The sequence below is a fragment of the Desulfatiferula olefinivorans genome (assembly GCF_054657895.1).
The window spans coordinates 1-22,473 of record NZ_BAAHXV010000045.1 but is presented as its reverse complement, the minus strand read 5'-3'; the positions used below and the strand labels follow the sequence as shown (position 1 = coordinate 22,473).

Annotated in this window: 17 protein-coding genes; 6 read left to right on the top strand and 11 right to left on the bottom strand. The window is 55.1% G+C overall.

Annotated elements, in window-relative coordinates:
- Positions 1-59: 59 nt before the first annotated feature.
- From acsB to ACYQ11_RS19795, 3 genes are all read right to left on the bottom strand, one after another.
- Positions 60-2,273: an acetyl-CoA decarbonylase/synthase complex subunit alpha/beta gene (acsB, locus tag ACYQ11_RS19805; protein WP_459925557.1), complete on the bottom strand. Its 2,214-nt coding sequence runs from the start codon at positions 2,271-2,273 to the stop codon at positions 60-62.
- A 70-nt stretch (positions 2,274-2,343) separates the two neighbouring features.
- Entirely contained in the window at positions 2,344-4,371 is a 2,028-nt protein-coding gene (cooS, locus tag ACYQ11_RS19800; RefSeq protein ID WP_459925556.1) for an anaerobic carbon-monoxide dehydrogenase catalytic subunit, read from the bottom strand.
- Between the two features lie 97 nt (positions 4,372-4,468).
- On the bottom strand, positions 4,469-6,019 hold the full coding sequence (locus ACYQ11_RS19795) for an acetyl-CoA decarbonylase/synthase complex subunit delta (protein WP_459925555.1): 1,551 nt from the start codon (positions 6,017-6,019) through the stop codon (positions 4,469-4,471).
- An 822-nt stretch (positions 6,020-6,841) separates the two neighbouring features.
- On the opposite strand from ACYQ11_RS19795, the gene ACYQ11_RS19790 reads away from it, so the two are divergent.
- The 4 genes from ACYQ11_RS19790 to panB all read left to right on the top strand — a co-directional run bounded on the left by ACYQ11_RS19790 (position 6,842) and on the right by panB (position 12,574).
- Complete coding sequence (locus tag ACYQ11_RS19790) at positions 6,842-8,617, top strand: formate--tetrahydrofolate ligase (protein WP_459925554.1); 1,776 nt, start codon at positions 6,842-6,844, stop codon at positions 8,615-8,617.
- 205 nt (positions 8,618-8,822) lie between these two features.
- The gene (locus ACYQ11_RS19785; RefSeq protein WP_459925553.1) at positions 8,823-10,775 is read left to right on the top strand and encodes an ASKHA domain-containing protein; all 1,953 of its coding nucleotides are present in this window, start codon (positions 8,823-8,825) and stop codon (positions 10,773-10,775) included.
- Positions 10,776-10,843: 68 nt separating this feature from the next.
- Positions 10,844-11,602, top strand: coding sequence for an ATP-binding protein (locus tag ACYQ11_RS19780; RefSeq protein WP_459925552.1), 759 nt, complete (start codon positions 10,844-10,846; stop codon positions 11,600-11,602).
- 183 nt (positions 11,603-11,785) lie between these two features.
- Positions 11,786-12,574: a 3-methyl-2-oxobutanoate hydroxymethyltransferase gene (panB, locus tag ACYQ11_RS19775; protein WP_459925551.1), complete on the top strand. Its 789-nt coding sequence runs from the start codon at positions 11,786-11,788 to the stop codon at positions 12,572-12,574.
- A gap of 38 nt (positions 12,575-12,612) precedes the next feature.
- Here panB and ACYQ11_RS19770 read toward each other — a convergent pair whose 3' ends face one another.
- A complete protein-coding gene (locus ACYQ11_RS19770; protein WP_459925550.1) occupies positions 12,613-13,395 on the bottom strand; it encodes an alpha/beta fold hydrolase in 783 nt (260 codons plus the stop codon).
- 308 nt (positions 13,396-13,703) lie between these two features.
- On the opposite strand from ACYQ11_RS19770, the gene ACYQ11_RS19765 reads away from it, so the two are divergent.
- Complete coding sequence (locus ACYQ11_RS19765; RefSeq protein ID WP_459925549.1) at positions 13,704-14,804, top strand: GGDEF domain-containing protein; 1,101 nt, start codon at positions 13,704-13,706, stop codon at positions 14,802-14,804.
- 126 nt (positions 14,805-14,930) lie between these two features.
- Here ACYQ11_RS19765 and ACYQ11_RS19760 read toward each other — a convergent pair whose 3' ends face one another.
- The 5 genes from ACYQ11_RS19760 to ACYQ11_RS19740 form a co-directional block, all read right to left on the bottom strand.
- On the bottom strand, positions 14,931-15,857 hold the full coding sequence (locus ACYQ11_RS19760; RefSeq protein WP_459925548.1) for a bifunctional 5,10-methylenetetrahydrofolate dehydrogenase/5,10-methenyltetrahydrofolate cyclohydrolase: 927 nt from the start codon (positions 15,855-15,857) through the stop codon (positions 14,931-14,933).
- A 21-nt stretch (positions 15,858-15,878) separates the two neighbouring features.
- Positions 15,879-16,511 (bottom strand): cyclodeaminase/cyclohydrolase family protein, encoded by a 633-nt coding sequence (locus ACYQ11_RS19755; RefSeq protein WP_459925547.1) that lies wholly within the window; start codon positions 16,509-16,511, stop codon positions 15,879-15,881.
- Positions 16,512-16,794: 283 nt separating this feature from the next.
- Positions 16,795-18,033, bottom strand: a complete 1,239-nt coding sequence (locus ACYQ11_RS19750; RefSeq protein ID WP_459925546.1) for a M48 family metallopeptidase — start codon at positions 18,031-18,033, stop codon at positions 16,795-16,797.
- On the bottom strand, positions 18,030-20,201 hold the full coding sequence (locus ACYQ11_RS19745) for a carboxy terminal-processing peptidase (RefSeq protein ID WP_459925545.1): 2,172 nt from the start codon (positions 20,199-20,201) through the stop codon (positions 18,030-18,032). The genes ACYQ11_RS19750 and ACYQ11_RS19745 overlap by 4 nt, the downstream gene beginning before the upstream one ends.
- A gap of 80 nt (positions 20,202-20,281) precedes the next feature.
- Positions 20,282-20,542, bottom strand: coding sequence for a hypothetical protein (locus ACYQ11_RS19740; RefSeq protein ID WP_459925544.1), 261 nt, complete (start codon positions 20,540-20,542; stop codon positions 20,282-20,284).
- 366 nt (positions 20,543-20,908) lie between these two features.
- Between ACYQ11_RS19740 and ACYQ11_RS19735 the strand changes: the two genes are divergently transcribed.
- Positions 20,909-21,118 (top strand): hypothetical protein, encoded by a 210-nt coding sequence (locus tag ACYQ11_RS19735; RefSeq protein ID WP_459925543.1) that lies wholly within the window; start codon positions 20,909-20,911, stop codon positions 21,116-21,118.
- A gap of 48 nt (positions 21,119-21,166) precedes the next feature.
- On the opposite strand, the gene ACYQ11_RS19730 is transcribed toward ACYQ11_RS19735, so the two are convergent.
- Both ACYQ11_RS19730 and ACYQ11_RS19725 read right to left on the bottom strand, forming a co-directional pair.
- Positions 21,167-21,964: a response regulator gene (locus ACYQ11_RS19730; RefSeq protein WP_459925542.1), complete on the bottom strand. Its 798-nt coding sequence runs from the start codon at positions 21,962-21,964 to the stop codon at positions 21,167-21,169.
- Positions 21,965-22,052: 88 nt separating this feature from the next.
- The coding region (locus ACYQ11_RS19725; protein WP_459925541.1) for a molybdopterin oxidoreductase family protein at positions 22,053-22,473 on the bottom strand (421 nt) is incomplete at its 5' end.

The following is a 22,473-nucleotide window of genomic DNA, read 5'->3' as shown; positions in this document are numbered from 1 at the left end:
TTTTTTATTCGTTGGCGATCCCGGAGGGGAAAGAGACGCTCCCCTCCGGGACAGCGGGTTTAACCCACAAGCGGTTCCATCGACAGTGCGGGATGGCCTTTGGCCTTGAGGTGCGCCATCACTTCTTCTTCCGTGACGCCCACGGTTTCGTCGGCGATCATGTCATAGAAGTTCGGATAACCGTTTTCCTCACCGTATTTATCGAGGCGTTCCTTGATTTCATCCTTGAGCATCTTGGGCATCCAGACCATGCGCAGGAGGCCGCCGTCGCCCTTGATGAATTTCCGCTGGGTGATGTTGTATTTGGAGTGGCCCACGAATCCGGGCGATGAGGCGCCGCCGCCCATGACACCGGCCAGGGTCGTGAATTTCATGCCGCAGGGCGTGTCGCCGGCGTAATCCCGGTTGACGGTCATCACGCCGTTGCATGCGGGGAGCATGGCGGCGATGCACTCGCAGCATCCGCAGGTGGTCATGGGGTCATGGACCATGGAGTAGAAGTTGTAGTGCGTGACCGCGCCGCGGGAGGCTTTGTAAACGAAGTCGTTGACGCCTTTCCACTGACCGAGCTTGGGATCGATGCATTCGCCTTTTTCAATGGGCTGGTTGGGGCCGGTGGGGTTGATTTCAAAAGCGGCCTTGCAGTCCATCCAGTTGTAGGCGCCGCACAGACCGGTTCGCTCCGGGCTGACCGTGCACACGTGGTTCGGGGCGAAGGACTGGCAGAGACTGCATGAGTAAAAGATTTCCACGTCTTCGTCGGTCATCTTGTCCACACGTTCGTCTCTCATCTTGTATTCGGCCCGGGCCCGCTCGGTGAGCTTGTCCACGTCGTCCTTGTTGGTGTAAAGGGTCACCTGGACCTTGTCGACGATCTTGGTGAAATCCTGATGGAATTTGGCATGGAGGACCACGCCCAGGTGTTTCAGGCTGAAGCCTTTCTCAACGGCTGCCTTGCTCACGCGAACCCAGGAGATGTCGCGCTGACCGATGTGCATGATACCCTGGATGTAGTTGATCAGGTGATGCACCTGGCGTTCCATGATCGGTTCGAAGTCGGTCTGGAACTCGCGACCGGCGATCTGGATAAAGATACCCAGGGGCAGGGTGTCTCCTTCTTTGATGTCGGCAATGTCCTTGCCGACGACAATGACCTTGCCGTCTTCGATTTCGTTCATTTCAGCCATTTTCACCAGCTCGGTACACTGGGTCTTGCCGCCGCCCATCTGGCTGTGGAGATCACCGCCGCGGACACGCTCCCCTTCGTAGGCCGGACCGAAGGACATGGGAATGTCGATTTCGGTGACGGATACTTTGAGGCCGCGAACTTCCACCGACCTCTGGCAGATTTCGCTGTGGGGCACGTTGGCCACCACATGTTCGTAGGTGCAGATACCGGTGGGCAGGATTTCGGGAATGTCCGTGTCGGCCAGGGTCGGGAAACCCCAGTTGACGCAGCCGGCCGCCGCCACACCCCACTCGGTTCCGATGTCGCCCAGGGCGTTGACGAAGGCGAAGATACGTTCCTTGTTGTAGATCAGCATTTTCTTGTAGTCGCCGGGCTGAACACCGCCGAAGGCCATGGCGGCGCGGTTGGCGAAACCCAGGGCGAATACGGCCGATGAAATGTCCGGACCGAAGGGCACGATACGGGTGTTCCAGCCGATCTGGACATCCTTGGAGATCAGCTGCTGAATCACCGAGGTGTTGTTGTGGTTGGCGGCGCAGAAAATGTAGAGACTCTTTTTCTGGTAGTCTTCCACGATATCCTTGGCGATGTCCGCATTGGGAGCCGCGCCGACGATGGCGGCGAATCCGGGGGCGGAGCCGTCGACGAATTCAACGCCGCGTTTCCGGAGAATGGTGTCGTCGGCCGGGCCGACCCAGATTTTACCGGCTTCGATGTCCGGATCTTCTTCGAGGATGTAGAAGTCCGGCTCGTTGAGCATGCGGAGGGCTTCCTTGATTTCATAGGAAAAAATCGCCGCCATACCGGCATCGAGCAGGGGCCCCAGGTAGGGAAGATGATTTTTCCCTTTCACATGGGGAGGCAGGAGTTTGCGTGCAAAAGCCATGGGTTTGAGCAGGTCTTCCAGGGTTTCCACCTTGTAGCCCAGAAGGGAGTAGATGACCGGAAGATAGTAGGCCGTGTTGCCGAAACTGACCTTGGTATCGGCGCTGTAGGTATCAAGGGCTCTCTGGAGCTCGCCCTCGACCTGGGATACAACTTTATAACCACCTTGAATGGCAGCAAATGCAACTAATTTCGACATTGTTTCCTCCTTCGTTGAGGATTTATTCTAAATCATGATCATAACCGGATCACATCAGTGAACAAACGAATTAGATTTCAAGGGCCTGACGATCCGCCATATCCATCAGAACACGCTCCCTGGCCTTGTCGATGCCCAGTTCCTTCCGTTTCTTGTCGATATGGGCGATCATCTTCTGGGCGTGTTTGACCGGGTCTTCCTCACAATCCCACATGCCGCCGTAAATCTTTTCAAGGTCTTTGTACAGATGGTTCTTGAAAACCGGGGCGCCTTCCACGGGCAGGTTGTACCCGAACACGGTATAGAAACCCGATGTGACAAAGTAGTGTCCGATGGAAATGGCTTTTTCACTCATCCATTCGGGGGCGCTGCCCGCCGCGGGAAGATCGGCGATGTCCTTGCCCAAACCGCCCGCCTTGACCACTTCGGTGGCGGCCAGGAGGATGCGGCTGTTGTCCACGCAGGAACCCAGGTGAAGGACCGGCGGAATGCCGACGGTTTCACAGACTTCCGCCAGACCCGGTCCGCAGTAGACCGCTGCCGCTTCGGGTTCGAGCAGGCCCTCCATGGCGGCGGCGATGGCGCTGCACCCTGTGGTCAGAACGATAACGTCGTTTTTGATCAGCTCTTTGATGATGGTGATGTGCTGTTCATTGTGCTTGGTCCGGGCGTTGTTGCAGCCGACCACACCGGCGATGCCCCGGATACGGCCGTTGATGATGTTGTCGTTCAGGGTGTAGTAGCTGCCCCGGAACGATCCGCCCAGATGGTATTCGATGGATTCCACGCCGAAGCCTGCAACCTGGGGTTTCTTGTACGGCGGAATCATCACTTCGGCTCCGCGGTTTTCGAAGTTGTCGATGGCCATTTTGACGATTTTTTTCGCGTCGTCCATGGCGTAGTGTTCATCGAATTCGATGTGGATGACGTTGTCCTGTTCCATCTTGCCCATGGGGTGGGTGGTGATCAGCTTGGTGTGGAAGCACTTGGCCACGTTGGCCAGGTTCTGGAAAATACACTGGATGTCCACGACCATGGCGTCACAGGCGCCGGTGATGATGGCCAGTTCCTGCTGGAGAAAGGTGCCTGCCTGGGGGATGCCGTGGCGTTGGAGGATTTCGTTGGCCGTGCAGCAGATGCCTGAAAGGACGATGCCTTTGGCCCCTTTGGAAATGGCGTAGTCGATCATTTCCTTGGACTGGCAGACCGCAACGATCATTTCGGACAGGAGGGGTTCGTGACCATGGACGATCACGTTGACGTGGTCGGCCTTCATGACGCCCAGGTTGGCCTCGGAAAGCACGGGAGAGGGGGTGCCGAACAGCACGTCCTGGAGATCGGTGGCCAGCATGGAGCCGCCCCAGCCGTCGGCAAGGGAGCAGCGGGTGGCCTGCTTGATCAGGTTTTTGTAATCCTGGTCAACGCCCATGTGGGTCCGGTGCATGATATCGACGATTTCCCGGTCGATGTTGCGGGGGATGACGCCGTTTTTCTTCCACTTTTCGTACAGAGGCTTGGGTGCGCGTTTGGCATAAAGGAGTTCACCTTCGGGTTTGCCCCACTCGGCCATGGCTTTTTCAGCCACTTCCAGGGCGATCTCATCCAGGTTCCTGTCCTGGGTTTTTCCGTCGACCTCGACGGTGACGGCGACGCCCAGATGGGGCGCGATGGCGACGAGCTTCTGATAATCCTTGATCTGGTAGTCATGGGCTTCCTTGCGTGCGACCGAGAGAAAGGTTTCCGCCACACCGCGACCGTGATCCGAGTGGGCGGCGGCGCCGGCGGCCACCATGCGAACGAAATTTCGGGCGGCGATGGTATTGGGTGTCGCACCGCAGAGACCTTTGCGGGTGTCTTCGCCCTGAATGCCGCCTTTGGGCAGGGGCAGGCGACAGGGGCCCATGGCGCAGTTTTTACAGCAGATACCCTGAATCCCGATGTTACAGGGCTTCATGTCCAGAGCGCGGTCGAATACGGTTTCGACCTTCAGCTGCTGGGCGCGTCGGATCATCTGCTGGGTTGCGATATCGATTGAAGCATCAAGCGGGTTGACCATTTTGGCTTCTTTGACCGCTTTGACTTTTGTTTCTTCTGCCATTAGAGGTTCCTCCTCATATTATAATGATGACGGCGTGCTGTGCCTGATAAACGATACTTTGTGAACTCAGGCCTTCAATCCATGGTAAACAATTGCATTACGATGCCCGCTTGTGAATCGACACGAGCCGGTCGAGCATTTTGTCGTGAACGGTTTTCTGCTCGTTTGCCGGGGTGAAGGTGATCTCGCGTTTTGCACGCTTGGCGGCGATTTCTTCCCGGGCCGCGGCGCGTTTGAGTCTGATTTCGACTTCTTCGGCATCCCGTCTGGCTTTGTCGGCGGCTCGCGCGTCGGCTTCAGCCTTCGCTTTGGCGGCAGCTTCGGCCTTTACTTTGGCTTCCGCATCGGCTTTTGCCTTGGCCTCGGCGTCGGCCTTGGCTTTGGCGGCGGCTTCAGCCTGGGCCTGGAGCGCAGCAGCGGCCACAGCGGGATCGATCGCCGGAGCGGTCGGGGCGGCCGGAGCGGCTGCAGCAGCAGGAGCAGCGGCGGCGGGAGCGGCCGGAGCAGCAGCTGCCGCAGGAGCGGCGGCGGGAGCGGCCTTGGGCGCTTCGGCTTTCGGTGCGGCGGCTTTGGGAGCCTCTTTTTTCGGCGCGGCCTTCTTCTCTTCCTCGATGGTCAGATCGGGTTTGGGGGCCAGTTTGGTGAAATCAATGTCCACGTCATCCAACCGTTTTGTGATGGGCGCGACATCCATGGCCGATCCGCCGTTTGCCAGAAGACCGATGTACGCTTTGACAAGACGGATGGATTCGGGATGACGCATGATCAGGATGTCGGAACCGGCCATCAGGTAGGACACGGCGCCCACGGCTTCGAGAAGGATCCCGCGCCGTTCCGGGTCGCCCAGGAGGGGGGCGTCGTCGACTTTCAGCTTGGCTTCCTTGCATTTCCAGATTTCGTTACCCAGGTTGTTGATGATGGGGAACTGGAGCTTGTCGTCACCCTGGGCCATGGCCGCCATTCTCAATCGTTCCATGACCGAGTAGGTGTATTCGAGCCCGTAGCCCAGACCGCCGGTGGTGGGATCGATGAGAATACGATCCATGGGGACGCCCAGGTTTTCGAGGAGGATGTTGACCTGCTTGGCCAGGTTGACGTCGATGGGAGACGAGGCGATCAGGGTGTGGCCGTAACCCATGGCCGACGCGCCGATACCTTTGTGATTAGAGTCTTCGACGGGACCCAGGATCAGCTTTTCACCTTCACAGTCCTGTGAGATCCGTTTAAGCACTTCTTCGTCTTTGGCCGGGTTGGCGCAACCCCAGACGATCAGGGGAACATCGATGGCCGCCAGAACCTTTTTGACCGTGGCCGAAGCATCCGCCGCGCCGGCGTCCTTGTCGTTGGGATCGATGCTTTTCAGCTGGAGGACGATCATTTCGGCACCGTACTCCGATACACATTTTTTCGCCCAGGCCGCCGGATCATTGATCACGTCCTTGAAAGGGGCAAGGGCCGTTTCGGGCCAGTCTTCGGGAGTGATATCCCAGACTTCCATCGCGATTTTCGGTTTGTTGGGCATTTCACCTTCAAACTGGTAGAAAGGATAGCATGTCTCTCCACCCACGGTAACTGCCTTGTCGCCTTTACCAATGGTAATCTCCTTGATGCCGCCGGCATAGGATTCTTTTTTCATTTGGAAACCCAATGTTACCTCCTTAATAATAATCAATGATAATTGGTTGAAGGTTATAATTTTTCAGTAGAATCAAACTGAAAACGCATTCCGTGATCATACCGGCCCGTTAATCCGAAACGGTGTTACACCAAACAGATGGAACCTTTCCGTATGCACGGGGCCACAACGGGTCGTACCGGTATAAGTAATTTAATTTTAATGTTTTTTTGTTAGAATACAGCGTTACAATAATATGTGTTCAGTGAAATTTCTAACAAGAGGGAGATAAGCTGTCAATACAAAAGAACAATGATCAAGAGAATAAATATCGTGTCATCATACGCGGTATTCCTTGACGGGAAACGAGGGGTGAATGATTGCCGTAATCGGCCGGTCAGGTGCCGGTCAGCCCCTGTTTTTCTCTGCAAAACGGGGGCTGATTTTTTGAAAAAAAAACTTGACGGGTCAGGCTCTTTAGGCGATGATCCGCAATCGTATACATGACTAAGTTGTCTGGTGTTGTTGATTTCGCCTTTTTTTTCTTTGTTGGATTGAACAGCGTTTACGAAAGAAATACGGGTGTACGAATTCGTTTGTGAATCCCTGTTTTCCTGTTGACAATCTGTGGGATTCAAGCCGGATACCCGCCCGTTGACGTCCATTTTTTCGTGATGATCGTTTGTTGTTCGATGCGTGTTTTTCATCGATCAGCGACTCGGCGTGACGAAAGATCGGTTTTAAAAGCGTATTCCAATGGTGGCTGTTGTTCGACGCCGATACGGACAGCCATGTTTCATGTTCAACTTCATTTTATTTACGGCCGATCCGGCTGACTTTCGAAAGGGGTACACTATGCCATTAGATCCTACCAAGCATGCGGACTGGGAAATCGCTCAGGCAGCGGAAAAAGACATGAAAACAGTGTATGAAGTCGGGGAACTCTTCGGCCTGACCAAGGAAGAGCTGCTTCCCCAGGGCCATTATTTCGGCAAGATCGATTACAGGGCCGTCCTGGATCGTCAGAAGGATCGCCCCCAGGGAAAATACATAGATGTCACGGCCATCACGCCCACGCCGCTTGGCGAAGGAAAATCAACGTCCACCATGGGTCTGGTCGAAGGCCTGGGCAAACTCGGAAAACGGGTGTCGGCCGCCATTCGTCAGCCCTCGGGCGGACCGACCATGAACATTAAGGGGTCGGCAGCCGGCGGCGGTCTTGCCCAGTGTATCCCCCTGACGCCTTTCTCTCTGGGGTTTACCGGCGACATCAACGCCATCATGAACGCCCACAACCTGGCCATGGTCGCCCTGACTTCGCGGATGCAGCATGAACGGAACTACAACGATGAACAGCTTGCCCGCCTGACGAAAATGCGTCGTCTCGACGTGGATCCCACCAATGTGGAAATGGGCTGGGTCATCGATTTTTGCTGTCAGTCGCTGCGCAACATCATCATCGGTATCGACGGCGTGAACGGCAAACGCGACGGGTTCATGATGCGATCCAAGTTCGGTATCGCCGTGTCTTCCGAAGTCATGGCGATTCTGTCCGTGGCCACCTCCCTCAAGGATATGCGCGAACGCATGGGTAAAATCGTCGTGGCCTACGACAAGCAGGGCAACCCCGTCACCACGGAAGATCTCGAAGTGGCCGGCGCCATGACGGCCTGGATGGTGGACGCACTGAATCCCAACCTGATGCAGACCGTGGAAGGACAGCCGGTTCTCGTCCACGCCGGTCCCTTCGCCAATATCGCCATCGGACAGAGTTCGATCATCGCCGACCAGGTGGGTCTCAAACTGTCCGACTACCACGTGACCGAATCCGGGTTCGGCGCCGACATCGGTTTTGAGAAATTCTGGAACCTCAAGTGCCGTTTCAGCAAGCTCGTTCCCGACGCCGCCGTGGTTGTCGCAACGGTTCGCGCTCTGAAATGCCACGGCGGCGCTCCGGTTCCCGTTCCCGGGAAACCGCTGCCCGCGGAATACAGCGGTGAGAATGTGGAATGGGTTGAAAAGGGCTGTGCCAACCTGCTCCACCACATTGCCAATGTCAAGAAAGCGGGAATCAGTCCGGTGGTCTGCATCAACGCCTTCTACTCCGACACCCCCAACGAAATCAAGAAGATCCGTGAGCTGTGCGAATCCGCCGGCGCCAAAGTTGCGCTGTCTCAGCACTGGCTCAAAGGCGGCGACGGCGCCATTGAATTCGCCGAAGCCGTTGTCGAAGCCTGCGAGGAAAAAACCGACTTCAAATTCCTCTACGAACTCGATATGCCCATCAAGGACCGGATCGAAAAAATCGCCACGGAAATCTACGGTGCCGACGGAGTCGATTTCTCCGGTGAAGCTCAGAATCAGCTTAAACGCATCCAGGGTAATCCTGAACTGGCCGGTCTGGGTCTGTGCATGGTCAAGACCCATCTGTCCCTTTCCGACAACCCGGCGCTCAAGGGTGTTCCCAAAAACTGGAGGCTCCAGGTCCGTGAAGTGCTCACCTACAGAGGTGCCGGTTTTATCGTTCCTGTTGCAGGAACCATCAGCCTGATGCCCGGTACGGCATCGAACCCGGCGTTCCGCCGTGTGGACGTGGATGTTGAAACGGGCAAGGTCGAAGGCGTGTTCTGATCTTATTCCCTGAGGTTTAACGTCTGATTGAACGCACAAGGCCGGAGGAATCGATCCTCCGGCCTTTTTTATCCTCATAACCGGTATTTCCTTGATAAAAGAGGCGTATCGTCCTACTATCTGTCAATCGTCCCGTTTGTAAGGTCGGTTGCATGATTCAGCCTCAAATGTCCCTGATCCCTGATCGTGTCTGAAGGAGAAACCAATGAGTAAACATAAGATTGTTTTTCTTCCCTATAACAAAGAAATCGAAATCGAAGCCGGCGATACGATTCTGAGGGCCGCCATGAATGCCGGGGTGCACATCAACGCATCCTGCGGGGGGGAGGGCGTGTGCGGGAAATGCCGCATAATTTTAGAGAAGGGGAGCATTCCCGCCGAGCCGTCGGCGATGCTGACCAGAGAGGACATTGACAAGGGTTACAGGCTGGCCTGTGTTTCACACGTCGGAGATGATCTGGTTGTGCGGATTCCGTCGGAATCGCTTGTGGAAAAAAACACGCTGAATATCGCGCCCAGTCCTCGAAAAACGGCCCACATCAAGACCATGGATTTCAACCAGCTCCGTGAGGAAGGTCTTTTTCTTCCTCCGGTGGAAAAAATCTATGTCGAGTTGCCCCCGCCGTCTGCGGCCGACAATGCTTCGGATGTGACCCGGTTGGTCACTCATCTGAAACTGAACCACAACGAATCCAAGCTTCAGTTGACCCTTCCGGTCATCCGGAAGATATCCGATGTCATCCGGATGCAGGATTTCAAGGCCACGGTGACCCTCGAGAGACCGATCCGCGAGGGCAACAAGTCACGTATCATCAACATACAGCCCGGTGACACGACCGGCAGGAATTATGCCGTCGCCCTGGACATCGGCACCACGACCATCTATGCCCAGTTGGTCAATCTGATCGACGGTGAAGCCGTGGTTCAGTACGGTGAATTCAACGGCCAGATCAGCTATGGCGAGGATGTGATCAGCCGCATCGTCTATGCCGAGAAGGAAGGAGGTCTTGAGAGGCTGCGACAGGTTGTGGTCGGCACCATCAATACCGTTATCGATAAACTCAAAAAACGTTCCGGGGTTGACCCCGAGGACATCTCATCGATTACCATCGCCGGAAACACCACCATGACCCAGTTGTTTCTCGGCGTGAATCCCAAATACATCCGGCGGGCGCCCTATGTTCCGGCATCGACCCTTTATCCCCCGCTCAATGCGGCCGGGCTGGGCCTTCATCTGGAACCCCATGTGATGGCCCTGGTTTACCCTCAGGTGTCCAGCTATGTGGGCGGGGATATCGTGGCCGGTGTGATGGGGTCGGGCATGTACCGAAGCGAGAAGCTGACCTTGTACATTGACATCGGAACCAATGCCGAAATCGTCATCGGCAATAAGGACTGGCTGGCCTGCACCGCCTGTTCCGCCGGACCGGCCTTTGAGGGCGGCGGAATCAAGCTGGGCATGCGGGCTTCCAAGGGAGCCATCGAGGATTTTTCCCTGGATCCCGTGACCTTCGAACCCATGATCGTCACCGTGGGCAATGTCAGAGCCAAAGGGATCTGCGGTTCCGGTCTGATTACCATGGTGGCCCTTTTGTACGAATACGGGGTCATCGACAGCCGGGGCAAGTTCAACCGGGATCTGGACACCCCCCGTATCCGTAAAACCGACGACATCTGGGAGTATGTGGTGGTGTGGGCCGATCAGACCCAGATCGGGCGGGACGTGGTGTTGACCGAACCGGATATCGACAACCTGATCCGGGCCAAGGGCGCTGTTTACAGCGGCTGTCAGACCCTCCTCGAAGAGGTGGGGCTGACCATCGGGGACATTGAACAGATCATTCTGGCCGGGGGGTTCGGCAGTTACATTGATCTTGAAAAGGCCATGACCATCGGATTCCTCCCCGAGATCGATCCGTCCAAAGTGACCTTCATCGGCAACGGTTCACTGATGGGTGCCAGGATGAGCTCCCTGACGAACCGGCTGCGTCGTGATGTGGGTGACGTGACCAAGGCCATGACCAATTTCGAATTATCGGAAACGCCGTCATACATGGATCATTACATTGCGGCCTTGTTTCTTCCCCATACGGACCTGAATCTGTTTCCACGGCTCAAGAGCCGGATGGACGCCCGTCGGGAAGCCCTGAGAAAATAATCCGGCTCCATGAGGTGCCGGATCGAACGCCATGTGTTTATCATAAGAGAGCAGGAGAAAAAACGAATATGGGAAAAGTGATTGCCGTCGCCGGAAAAGGCGGAACCGGAAAAACAACCACCGCCTGTCTGGTGACACGTTACCTGACCAAAACGGATTACAAACCGATTCTTGCCGTGGATGCGGATCCCAACTCAAATCTGGGGGAGACCATGGGAATCGCCATCGAGAAAACCGTGGGCGACATCCGGGAGGACTTCATGCGGGATCCCCAGGGGCTGCCCCCCGGCATGGATAAGATCAATTACCTGGAACTTTTGATGAACCAGGTTCTGATCGAGCGCAAGGATTTCGATCTTTTGGTGATGGGCCGTCAGGAAGGCACCGGGTGCTACTGTATGGTCAATAATATTCTCAATCGATTTTCAGAAAGACTTTCGGGAAGTTACAAGTATCTTGTCGTGGATAACGAAGCGGGAATGGAGCATTTGAGCCGACGAACCAGCGGTCAGGTCGACATGCTGCTGATGGTCACCGATTACTCCCTGCGGGGCCTGCGCGCCCTTAAACGGATTCACGAGCTGATCGATGGGCTCAAGTTGAACATCGGCGCCCGGGGCATGGTGGTCACCCGTGCGCCCGAGGTGTTGAATGATGCGTTTATGGCGGAAGCCGATGCCATCGGCATTCCCATTGTCGGCAGGATACCCGAAGATCCGCTTTTGATGGATTACGACATGGAACAACGCTCTCTGATGGATCTCCCGGATGACTCTCTGTCGGTGTGCGCCGTCGGTTCGATGATGGATTCCATCATGCCCCTTTGATTCACGGCGGGTCGGGGCGGTTTAAAAAACATTTTCGCAGGCGGCCAAAGTTTGTTAGTATCGGGTTCATTTGTCGTTCAAATCTCTCCGGAGCCGTTCCGGAGGGGTTGTCGGACCGAACCCATCGATCTGGCCCGGGCTTTGACCGATGGATGATCTATCATTTAAAAAAAGGGGCATGCCATGATTGCAAAAGTGACAACCTCAACCCTGGCCAAAATGAAAAAGGACGGCGTGAAGATTACGGCCATGACCGCCTATGACGCACCCTTTGCCGCCATGTTCGATGAGTCGGGCATCGATATGATCCTGATCGGCGACTCACTGGGCATGGTGGTGCAGGGCGGCAGCAGCACCCTGCATGTGACCATGGAGGAGATGCTGTATCATACGAAAATCGTTGCCGGTGCGTGCAAACGATCCATGGTGATCGGAGACATGCCGTTCATGTCCTATCAGGTGAGTGTGGCGGACGCCGTGAAAAATGCGGGCCGTTTTCTCAAGGAAGCCGGAGCCTCAGCCGTGAAACTCGAGGGCGGGGCCGCCGTGTGTGATCGGATCCGGGCCATGGCACAGGCCGGGATTCCCGTTCAGGCCCATATCGGCCTCACGCCGCAGTCGGTTCATCAGATGGGAGGGTTCAAGGTCCAGCGCGACGAGGAACGTCTGATGAACGATGCCCGGGCCGTGGAAGAGGCGGGCGCTTTTTCCGTCGTTCTTGAAGGGATTCCCGCCCATATCGCCAAATCCATTACCCAGGCGCTTCGGATTCCCACCATCGGCATCGGTGCGGGGCCGGAATGTGACGGCCAGATCCTGGTCATGCATGACATGCTGGGTATCAATGCCGGTCATGTTCCCAAATTCGTCAAAAAATACGCACATCTCGGTGAGGAAGCCCGTAAAGGCATCAAGGCCTTTATTACCGAGGTGCAATCCGGTGATTTTCCTTCATCCGAACACTGCTACTGATAGCCTGAGGGCTTCCGGATCAGTCCGGAAGCCCCGTCTCACAGGTTCAGGCTGCGGACAAGAAACCGGCTGATCTCACGATTGACGGTGTCAGGCTGTTCTAAGGGTGAAAAATGCCCGGCTCTGTCGATGTGAACCCGCTCACTGTTTTTCAGCTGCTCCGCAAGCCAGACGCCGTATTTGGGCGGGGTCGAAACATCGTGCTCCGCGGTAAAGACCAGGGTCGGACAGGTGATTTCATGGATTCCGTCCATCCGGTCAAAGCCGTTGCAGGCGGTGAAGTCCTTAAGGGCCGTCTCGGCATCACACCGGCTCACCATGGCCAGGATCGTTTCTTCAAACAGGCCCACGTCTGTGTGGGGAGACAGGCTGAATGAGGGCATGGATCGAAGAAACCCGTCAAAGTCCCTGCCGATCGATTCGAAAATCATGGGATGGACCTTCAGGCGGGCCCCCGTGTTGATCAGGATGGCGGCGTCAAACAGGTCGGGGCGCCTGATGAGGAGTTGAATGACAATGGCCCCGCCCATGCTCAGGCCGCCGATCACCAGGGGATGCCCCTTCGGCACGACCATGGCGATGAAGTCCAGAACGGCGTCGGCATACCCGTCGATGCTGTCCCGGCCGGGGCCATCGCTTCCCCCGTGCCCGGGGAGATCGAGGGACAGTGGGCAGTATGCCGTTGAAAGCCCTTCGATCTGGGGTTCCCAGAATTCTTTGGACATAGATGAGCCGTGAAGGAACACGATGACGGGGCCCCGGTCCCTCGGCGGCCAGTGATGGGCGATGAATTCAAATGGTCCGCTTTTGCGGGTGATCATATCAACACTCCTTTTTTGTCGGGCCCGGGGACAGGTCCCCGCCTCATTTAAACGGTTGAACGGCATTGATTAGATCAGACCCCTGCCGGAACTTCAAGTGTTTTTACGCGGTCATCAAGGGTGGTCCTCCCGTCTTTGCCGGCCGTTATCGTGTACCAGGCGGTCAATCATGATTTCCCGTCATATTGGTCTTGAGAAATCTACGATTTGGATGTAATAGTCTAACGTTATCAATCAAGCCGACGGTAATCCGATCCTGGGGGGGAGGGGGTTGACGCGGGGCTTATGGGGAAGGAACATCCACGATTTTGAAACGCTACACCTTGAATCGCAGGGTCATGCTTGACCTAAAACGGCGATCGTCGATCGGAATCGGTATCTACAGCCTGATATCGTTTCTTCTGGTTTTCGACGGGGGGTATTTCAGCCGCAACCGTGACTTTGCCCTGAGCCTTTTGATTCTTGTCAATGGGATCTGTCTGATCCGTCTCGTCCATGTGATTTTTTTTCATCAGATCGAAAAATATAATGAAACGGTCAACACCGCCGTGTTTATTTCGTCGGTCATCGCCACGGCGGCGATTTGGGGGTATGCATTCGCCTATTCCATGGTCCAGGTCGCCGAGTTCAACGCCAAGCTGCTGATGGCGATCTGTATGGCGGGACTGAGCTCCGGCGGCGTGGTCGCTTTTATTCCGGAACGGCGCCTGTCCATGGCGTTCAACGTGTTGATGCTTTATCCCGCCGGCATTCTGATGGTGACCAGGGGAATCAATCTGCATCTGGCCCTGATGATTTTTCTGTTTTCCCTCTATCTGATGATGCTGTCGTTGAGAGGCGCCCGTGAATACTGGGACGCCCTTGAAAATGAACACAAACTCAAAGATAAAACCATCGAGCTGAAGCTGCTCAGCCACACCGATCATCTGACGGGCATTTATAACCGTCGGTTTTTCAATGAAATATATGATTTTGAATGGAAGCGGGCGCACCGGGATCAAACGCTTTTGACGCTGATTATCTGTGACATCGATTATTTCAAACTGGTCAACGATACCTTCGGGCATATCGCCGGAGACGAATACCTCAGGCGCATCGCCGAACGCCTGCGTGAGACGTTCAAACGGGATACGGACATCGTGGCCCGCTATGGGGGGGAGGAATTCGTCGTGCTTGTTTCCGGCGGGTCCCTCGATCAGGTGTTTCAGATGGCCGAGGATGTCCGCTGTGAAGTCGAGGAGTTTTCACTGCCCTGGAAACAGGACCAGATAAGGACCACCATGAGCTTCGGCATCTCGTCCTGTATCCCCGATCACAAAACCACCCCGAACATGCTGATTACCCGGGCCGATCATGCCCTGTACCAGGCCAAGGAGCTGGGGCGCAACCGGGTGGAAGTCAGCATCTGACGGCTTCGATACATATTCGATACCTGCGCTACGCGTCATCCGGCGTTACGGCAGCGTCCCCGACGTCCGCCTCATTTATGTGATGCCCGGCCCGAAGGCCGGGTTTTTTTAAGTGGTTCAGTGGGGTCAGGCCTGTTTTTCGCAGGCCATGATGGTGTGCTTGCACAGCACCGAGGTGGTGACCGAGCCGACACCGGCCGGAACGGGAGAAATACGCGCCACGATGGGCTCCACGGCGTCATAATCCACATCGCCGCAATATTTGCCGGGGTTCTGGGGGTCGGCGTTGATGCCCACGTCGATGAAGGTCTGGCCCGGTGAGGCGGCGTTGGCTTTGACCAGTCTGGGGAAACCGGCGGCAGCCACGATGACTTCGGCCTGTTTGCAGGTGTCGGGCGTGGTTTTGTCGGTGGAATGACTGGCGACGTCCATGCCGTTTGCCCCCAGTTTCAGTTCATCCACGCACAGGGTCCCCGAGGCGTCGAGATAGATGGTGGTCACGTCCGCCCCTTCCTTGAGAAGCAGATAGGACACGGGCTTGCCCACGACGGGGCCCTGGCCGATGACCACGCATTTCCTGCCTTTGACCGGAACCTTGTAGTGGGCCAGCATGTCCATGCAGGCCGTGGGCGTGCAGGGGGGGAAGCCCGTCGTTTTCCCTGCGAACAGGGCTTCGGCGCTCAGGGGGCTCAGGCAGTCCACATCCTTTTCCACCGGGATCAGCTTCTTCATTTTTTCATTGTCCAGGTGGGCGGGCAGGGGGGCGAACATCAGAATGCCGTGGATGTCCTTGCGGGCACCCACGGAGGTGATGACCGTTGTCAGGTCGCTTTCGTTGATGCTTTCGGGTTGTTCGAAGACCTCAACATCCATCCCGATGGAGGTACAGGTTTTTTTGGCGCCTCCTTCGTAAAAAAGATCGTCGGGGCGGGCGCCCACGCGGATAATTCCGAGTTTGGGGGTCACGCCTTTGGCTTTCAGGGCCTCGACACGTTTGGCAAGATCGTCTTTCATCGCATCCGCAACAGGTTTTCCGGTCAGTCGTTCAGCCATGTTTCGTTGATCCTTTCATGCTTATTTGTTTAATTTTTCAAGGACGCCGTTCAAGGTTTCGTCGGCAATGGTTGACCCTTCGCTGAGAAGGCGGTTCATTTCTTCGGTGACGGTGTCGACGAAGGCCTTGTCCTTGATGGTGTTCAGGTTGATGATCACATTCAGCCGTGCGGCAATCAGGGCGGCCTTGAGAAAGGCCACGCCGCAGCCCACATCGGATATGGCGATCAGCGTGCCGATGTCGCCCATCCGCTGGTGAATTTTGATGCCTTCATAGGCCTTCCGCATGATTTCAAGGGGGACGCCGCAGGCGTTCTTGCTGCATTTCTCAAGGGTTTCCTCTTTGAATTTAACCTGTTCGGGCGTGTCCTTGGGCAGACCGTACGCTTTGGACAGGGGCTCGAACTCCTCCGCATCCTTGTCCACCAGAAGGTTGAGGTCGGCGATGACCTGCTCGCCTTTCGCAATCAGTGATTTCACCTCATCTTCCACGTCGGCGTATTTTTTCTTGCCTACCGTTAGGTTCCCCACCATGTTGGACAGGGCCATCCCGATGGAACCGCCGAGGGCCGCGGCGCCGCCTCCGCCGGGTACGGGGGCTTTCGACGCGAGAACATCGACAAACTCTTTGCAGCTTTTGACTATCATTGACATACGAAAACAGCCTCCTTGTTCAGAAATGTGTTTCGCCATAAACAGAAAGAAGTAAATATTTCCGCTCAATAACCAGTTATTTCAAAAGAATACCGGATCGAACGGCCAAGGGCATCAAAAATACAAATCCCTTGACCCGACGATGCCGGAGCATTGAAAACCGTTTTGTTTACATTGTCTTAATGAATCGATCGTGATGAAAATATTGCACAAGCTCATTCATATATACAGGCGGCCTGTGATTTGTCAAAAATAATTTTGAAAAAGTTGGGCGATCACCCAGTCAGACGGTGATCGCCTCCATGGCTTCGATGCGTTTCATGACGGGGGGATGGGAGTAATGAAGAAAGACAAACATGGGATGCGGATAGAGATTGCCAAGATTATCGACACTGAGCTTGATCAGTGCGTCTTTGAGGGCGTGCTTGTCGCCGGTGGTGGTAACGGCGAAATGATCGGCCTCGAATTCATTTTTTCGTGAGAACGCATTGATCAGGATGCCGGTCAACAGATCAACCGGCGTATATAATAAGGAGAAAAAAATCAAACCGGCGTACACCGAGGGCTGCTCCACGTAAAAGGCCTCGAACAGCCCCTCCCGGGTCAGACAGAGGGACAGGACATAAAAAATGAAACCGGTCTGGACGATACCGATGATGAGGGTTTTTAAAATGTGTCTGAGCTTGTAGTGACCCATCTCGTGGGCCAGAACGGCAACCAGTTCGGCGGTGGTGTGACGCTCGATCAGGGTGTCGAAAAGGACGATACGCTTGTTGTTTCCGAATCCGGTAAAAAAGGCATTGGATTTACTGGAACGCTTGGACCCGTCCATGCGGAACACCTGGGTCAGGGGAAAGGCAATGGTTTTGGCATAGGCCATGAGGGCGGATTTCAATTCGCCGTCTTCGATGGGTTCGAAACGATTGAAAAGGGGCATGAAAACGGTGGGCACCAGGTAATTCAGGAGAACCATGATCACCACGATGGCCGCCCAGCAGTAAATCCAGGCTCTGGGCCCCGCGTATTCGAAGAACCAGAGAACCACGGAAAGAATGGGGACGCCAATCACAACGGCCAGGAAGAGCCCCTTGATCCTGTCCGTGATGAAGACCTTGGGCGTGGTGGTATTGAATCCGAATTCCTGCTCGATGACGAAGGTGTTGTAGATGGAAAAGGGCAGGGACAACAGGGCCTTTGCCCCGATCAGAATCCCCATGAACAGGATGCCGGTCAGTACCGGGCCAAGGCCCAGTTGACGCAGCCCGTGGTCGAGTATCTGAAATCCTTTGAGAAACCAGAACAGAAAAAGAACGATCAGGCTGACGGTTGAACCGATCCATTCAAAGCGGGTGTTAACCCTCAGGTATTCCTGTGATTTCTGATATTTTTCCCTGTCGTAACGGGACGCAAACGCGGGCGGCAGATTGTCCCGGATCATCGAGAGATTCAGGATGTCCGCCGCCATGTTCAGGATATAGACCGTCAGGAGGGCCAGAACAATGATCAGAGCGTATGGATTCATGAGCGGGCCTTCGGGGCTTGTTTCAGCAGGCGGATGTAGTCGATGAGAATGCGTCGGCTTTCATCGAGAACCACGTCATGGGCCCCTTTTTTCGTCTCGGCGCCTTCGTCTTCGTCGCCGGTCTGATCGTCTTCCGCCACTTGGGATTCCTGGAATTTTTTCAGTTCCTCGTAATTGTCAAACGGCTTTTCACCCTTGGCAAGGCGAAGGGTGTTTTCCAGATTGAGCAGCCACTGGTGGGCCTGTTCCTGTTCTTTCAGGCGTTCTTTTTCATTCAGGGACACGGTGCTTTTCTTCTGGAGTTCCTTGAAATGATTGTTGTATTCGATCAAATATTTGTAATCCGGGGAATCCTTGACCCGGCTTTGGTGAAGGGCGTTGAGCCTTTCGATGACGGCTTTGAGGTCGATATCCATATAGGGGTTGAACCGTACCGGCGTGGTGGTGTCCCAGGGCAGGGCCTCTTCCAGGGCGCTTTCTCCGATTTCGTCGGGATTGTACAGGGAAGGGAACTGAATATCGGGAATGATGCCCTTGTGCTGGGTGCTTTCGCCGAGAATGCGGTAAAATTTGGCCACCGTCAGTTTGAGCTGGCCTTTGTTGAGGTCCAGAAGGGATTGAACCGTCCCCTTGCCGAAGGTCTGGGATCCCAGGATAATCCCCCGTTTTTGGTCCCTGATGGCACCGGCGAAGATTTCCGAGGCCGAGGCGCTCATGCGGTTGACCAGCACCGCCAAAGGACCGGTGTAAGCGATGTCCGGATTGTCGTCGGGGTAAACGGAATAGTTGTCCTTGGGCGACCGCACAATGACGGTGGGCCCGGTTTTGATGAACAGGCCCGTCAGGCTGGTGGCTTCATGAAGGGCGCCGCCCCCGTTTTCCCGAAGGTCCACGATGATGCCGTCCACATGTTCAGCCTTGCATTCGTCGAGCAGCTTTTCCACGTCACGGGTGGTGCTTTTGTAGTCCGGGGCTTTGGATTGGTAAGCGTTGAAGTCAATGTAAAAGGTGGGGATGGTGATCACCCCGATTTTATACGTTTTTCCGGCGTCTTCCAGCGATACGACGGTTTTTTTCGCCGCCTGCTCTTCGAGCTTCACCGTATTGCGCGTGATGCGGATCACTTTGGTCTGAAGCACGTCGGTGGCGCTCGATGGGATAATTTTCAGCTGAACCACGGTGTCCTTGGGGCCCCGGATCAGCTGGACGACATCGTCCAGTCGCCATCCGACCACGTCCACCAGTTCCCCGTCATGGTCCTGGCCTACGGCGATGATGCGGTCCCCGGCTTTGAGAAGACCGGATTTGTCCGCCGGACCGGCCGGAACGAGACGAAGCACCTTGGTGTATTCGTTTTCCGTTTGAAGCAGCGCGCCGATGCCCTCGAGGGACAGGCTCATGCGGATGTTGAAGTCTTCCGATGCCCGGGGAGAAAAATACTGGGTGTGGGGGTCGTACATCCGTGTGAAAGAGTTCATGTAGATGCGGAAGACATCCTCGCTTTTGATCTGTCCCGCCCGGTTGAGCTGGTTCCGGTATCGTTTTTCAAGCATTTCCCGGATATCGCCCTGGGGTTTTTCGGACAGTTTCATGGTGAGAATGTCGTTTTTCAGTCGTTTGCGCCAGATGTCGTTCATCTGGGAGGTTGAGGCGATCCAGGGGAGATCCTTGCGATCCGATTCGTAGGTTTCCTCCCTTGCAAAATCCAGCGCATCATAGCAGCACGTCAACTGATCGATCAGGTAAATCAGTCGCTCGATCATCCGTTGCTGGTAGGTGTTGAAGATAGCGTATGCCGGAGCAAGGTCGCCTTTTTTCAAGGCGTTGTCCAGCTGGGTTGTGTAGGCCCCGAATTTTTTGATGTCGCTTTCGAGAAAATAGATCCGCGATCCGTCAAGATCTTCAAGGAAGTTGTCGAGCAGGCCCTTGGAAAAATCGTCATCGATGTCCATGCTCCGGAAATGCCGGTGCTTGAGGTTTTTCAGGATGTTGATGCTGGTTGCCGTATGGATTTTTTCCGGTGAGAGGGGCTTGAAGTAATCGTCGACCGACAGGGGAGGCTGATTTTTGGTCGTGGGGTCGCCGGCGGGTGTTTCCGCCGCCAGCGGCAATGAAAGGCTCAGGATAAGGGCCAGAACCAACGGAGCAAGCTTGTTCAACATTTTCATGGACTCTCCTTGACAGGATGAACGTGGCACGCAATCAATCTTTGATCCGCATCGGGATCAACCGGAATCGTTTGTTTGGATTATTTTCGAGGGAAAATGTCATTGATGTCCACATGACGGATCTTTTCCATGCAGTCGTTCAGCGCTTCTTCCTCGGTGTCGCCAATGCCCTGGTATTCGGGGCGGGCAATGACCAGAACCATGCTCGGGACGGCCACGAAACGGGCGGCGAGTTTTCCGGCCATCGTCTGATGAACGTCGATGTGGATGGATCGGCCGGAGCTCATCCAATGGTAGACGCTCACCTTGGTTAAAACGTCATCCTGATTTAATTCAAACATATATCCTCCATTACAAATCCGACTTTTATAACAAAAAAAATGGTGAATGGATAGAAAATAACGCCCCTGATCCGATAATTTATGAGCGATATCATTGTAAAAATAGTGATTTAAACCCAATCTGACGGTATGGGCGTCGATGGGTTTTTAAGTATTTGAAATCGTTGGTATATTCATTTGAATTATTTCGCCCGACAGGTGTGGTCCGAAAGTGGGTTCTTAGGATAATGCCCCATGAATTTAAAGGAATCACCTTATGTACACAGATCATTTTTTTTTTTAGAATGTCGTTCAATAAACGTTGTTTATTTGCGTAAATGGCTCAGTTGATTGAAATGTCTGACGATTGATGAAAGGGGAGCGGGTATGCCGACATTGGAAGAACGCATCTACGAACACCGTGAACAACTGGAAGCAAGGCTCATCGAGCGGGAAGAGTATCTGGATATTTCACCGCAAATGTCCGAATACATTGAAATGCTGGAAAAATATCTTCTGAAGCTCGAAGAACGGGTCGTGAAAATGGAACGTCAGCTTCGAGACAACTACCTCCCCATCCACATCACCACCAACTGATCCTTCCACCTGTGAATAACACCCTGTGACGGCGTGCTTTCGCTCCCGTCACAGGGTGATGACTTCGAGCACCAGATCCGTCAGGTCCTGATGATTGACCAGAGGGGTGGCTGTGGATCTGGCCTTCAATTCATCCCCCGTCTTGGACGACAGGATGACGTCCTGAGTCTGGGTATGGCCGGTCTTGAACGCCAGGGCCGCCGGACAGGACCCCGGTGCGATGCTGCCGCGTTTGTAAATCTCCCAGCTTTTCTTGCCTTCCATGTTGCCGAAGAGCCGTTTGTGTTCGGCGGTGGTGCAGACAATTGATCCGCTGCGGGTGTGCAGGGCCAGGATGCCGGAGATCAACCCTTCGGCCTGGGAGGGGCTTGAGGCTTTTTCCGAAGAGAGGGCGCGGAACAGCTGCCTGGCCATGGACAGGCGCTCCGTATCGATCAGAGATGGAAACACCTCGCCTGTGGCCGGAGAAAGACGTTTCCGGACGGCCAGTTTTTTCTCGGCCCGTTCAAGGGCCAGTTCAAGGGCCATGCTGGTTACCGGTTTGACAATGAAGTCCGATGCGTCGTATCGGAGGCTGGTCACGCCCTTTTCCATATGACCGGGATCGGCGATGGTGATCACTTCGGTTTGGGGAGACTGTTTCTTGATTTTACAAAGAAAATCAATCCCGTCCATGTCCGGGGAGCCAATGTCGAAAACCACCAGGGGAGGATTGGAGGATCTGATGATTTTCAGGGCCTCCTCCCCATTGGCCGCCATCAGGACATCATAGTCGCTCGACAGGGAAATGGTCAGTAATTCGGCGATCCCTTCCGTGTTTTCAAGGACAAGTACTTTCTTTGACATGGCTTTTGTCTGCCTGAAGGGTTAAGGGTTTGTATACTGTTTGAACATCATAAACAAAATGACCTGACAGGTAAAGGCCCTTTTTCGTTTATCCCTCCAGGCTGTCTGCGGCGCTGACCCTGACGGCGCAGACCTTGAATTCAGGGATTTTGGCCGTTGGGTCGAGGGCGGCATGGGTCAGCATGTTGGCGGCGGCCTCGGCGAAATGGAAGGGGATGAAGACCGTCCCTGGAAAGGCCTTGTGCGAGAGCCGGACCCGTGCGCGAATGCTGCCGCGCCGTGAGGCGACGGTCGCCATGGCCGCGTCGCTGAGCCCTAATTTTGCCGCATCGGCCGGAGCCATTTCGACGAAACATTCCGGAGCCCGTTCATTGAGGCCGTCGGATTTTCGGGTCATGGTGCCGGTATGGTAATGATACAGCACCCGTCCGGTGGTCAGGGTCAGGGGATAGGCCGCATCGGCGCTTTCCGCCGGGGGGATGAAGTCGACGGCATGGAACAGCCCCTTA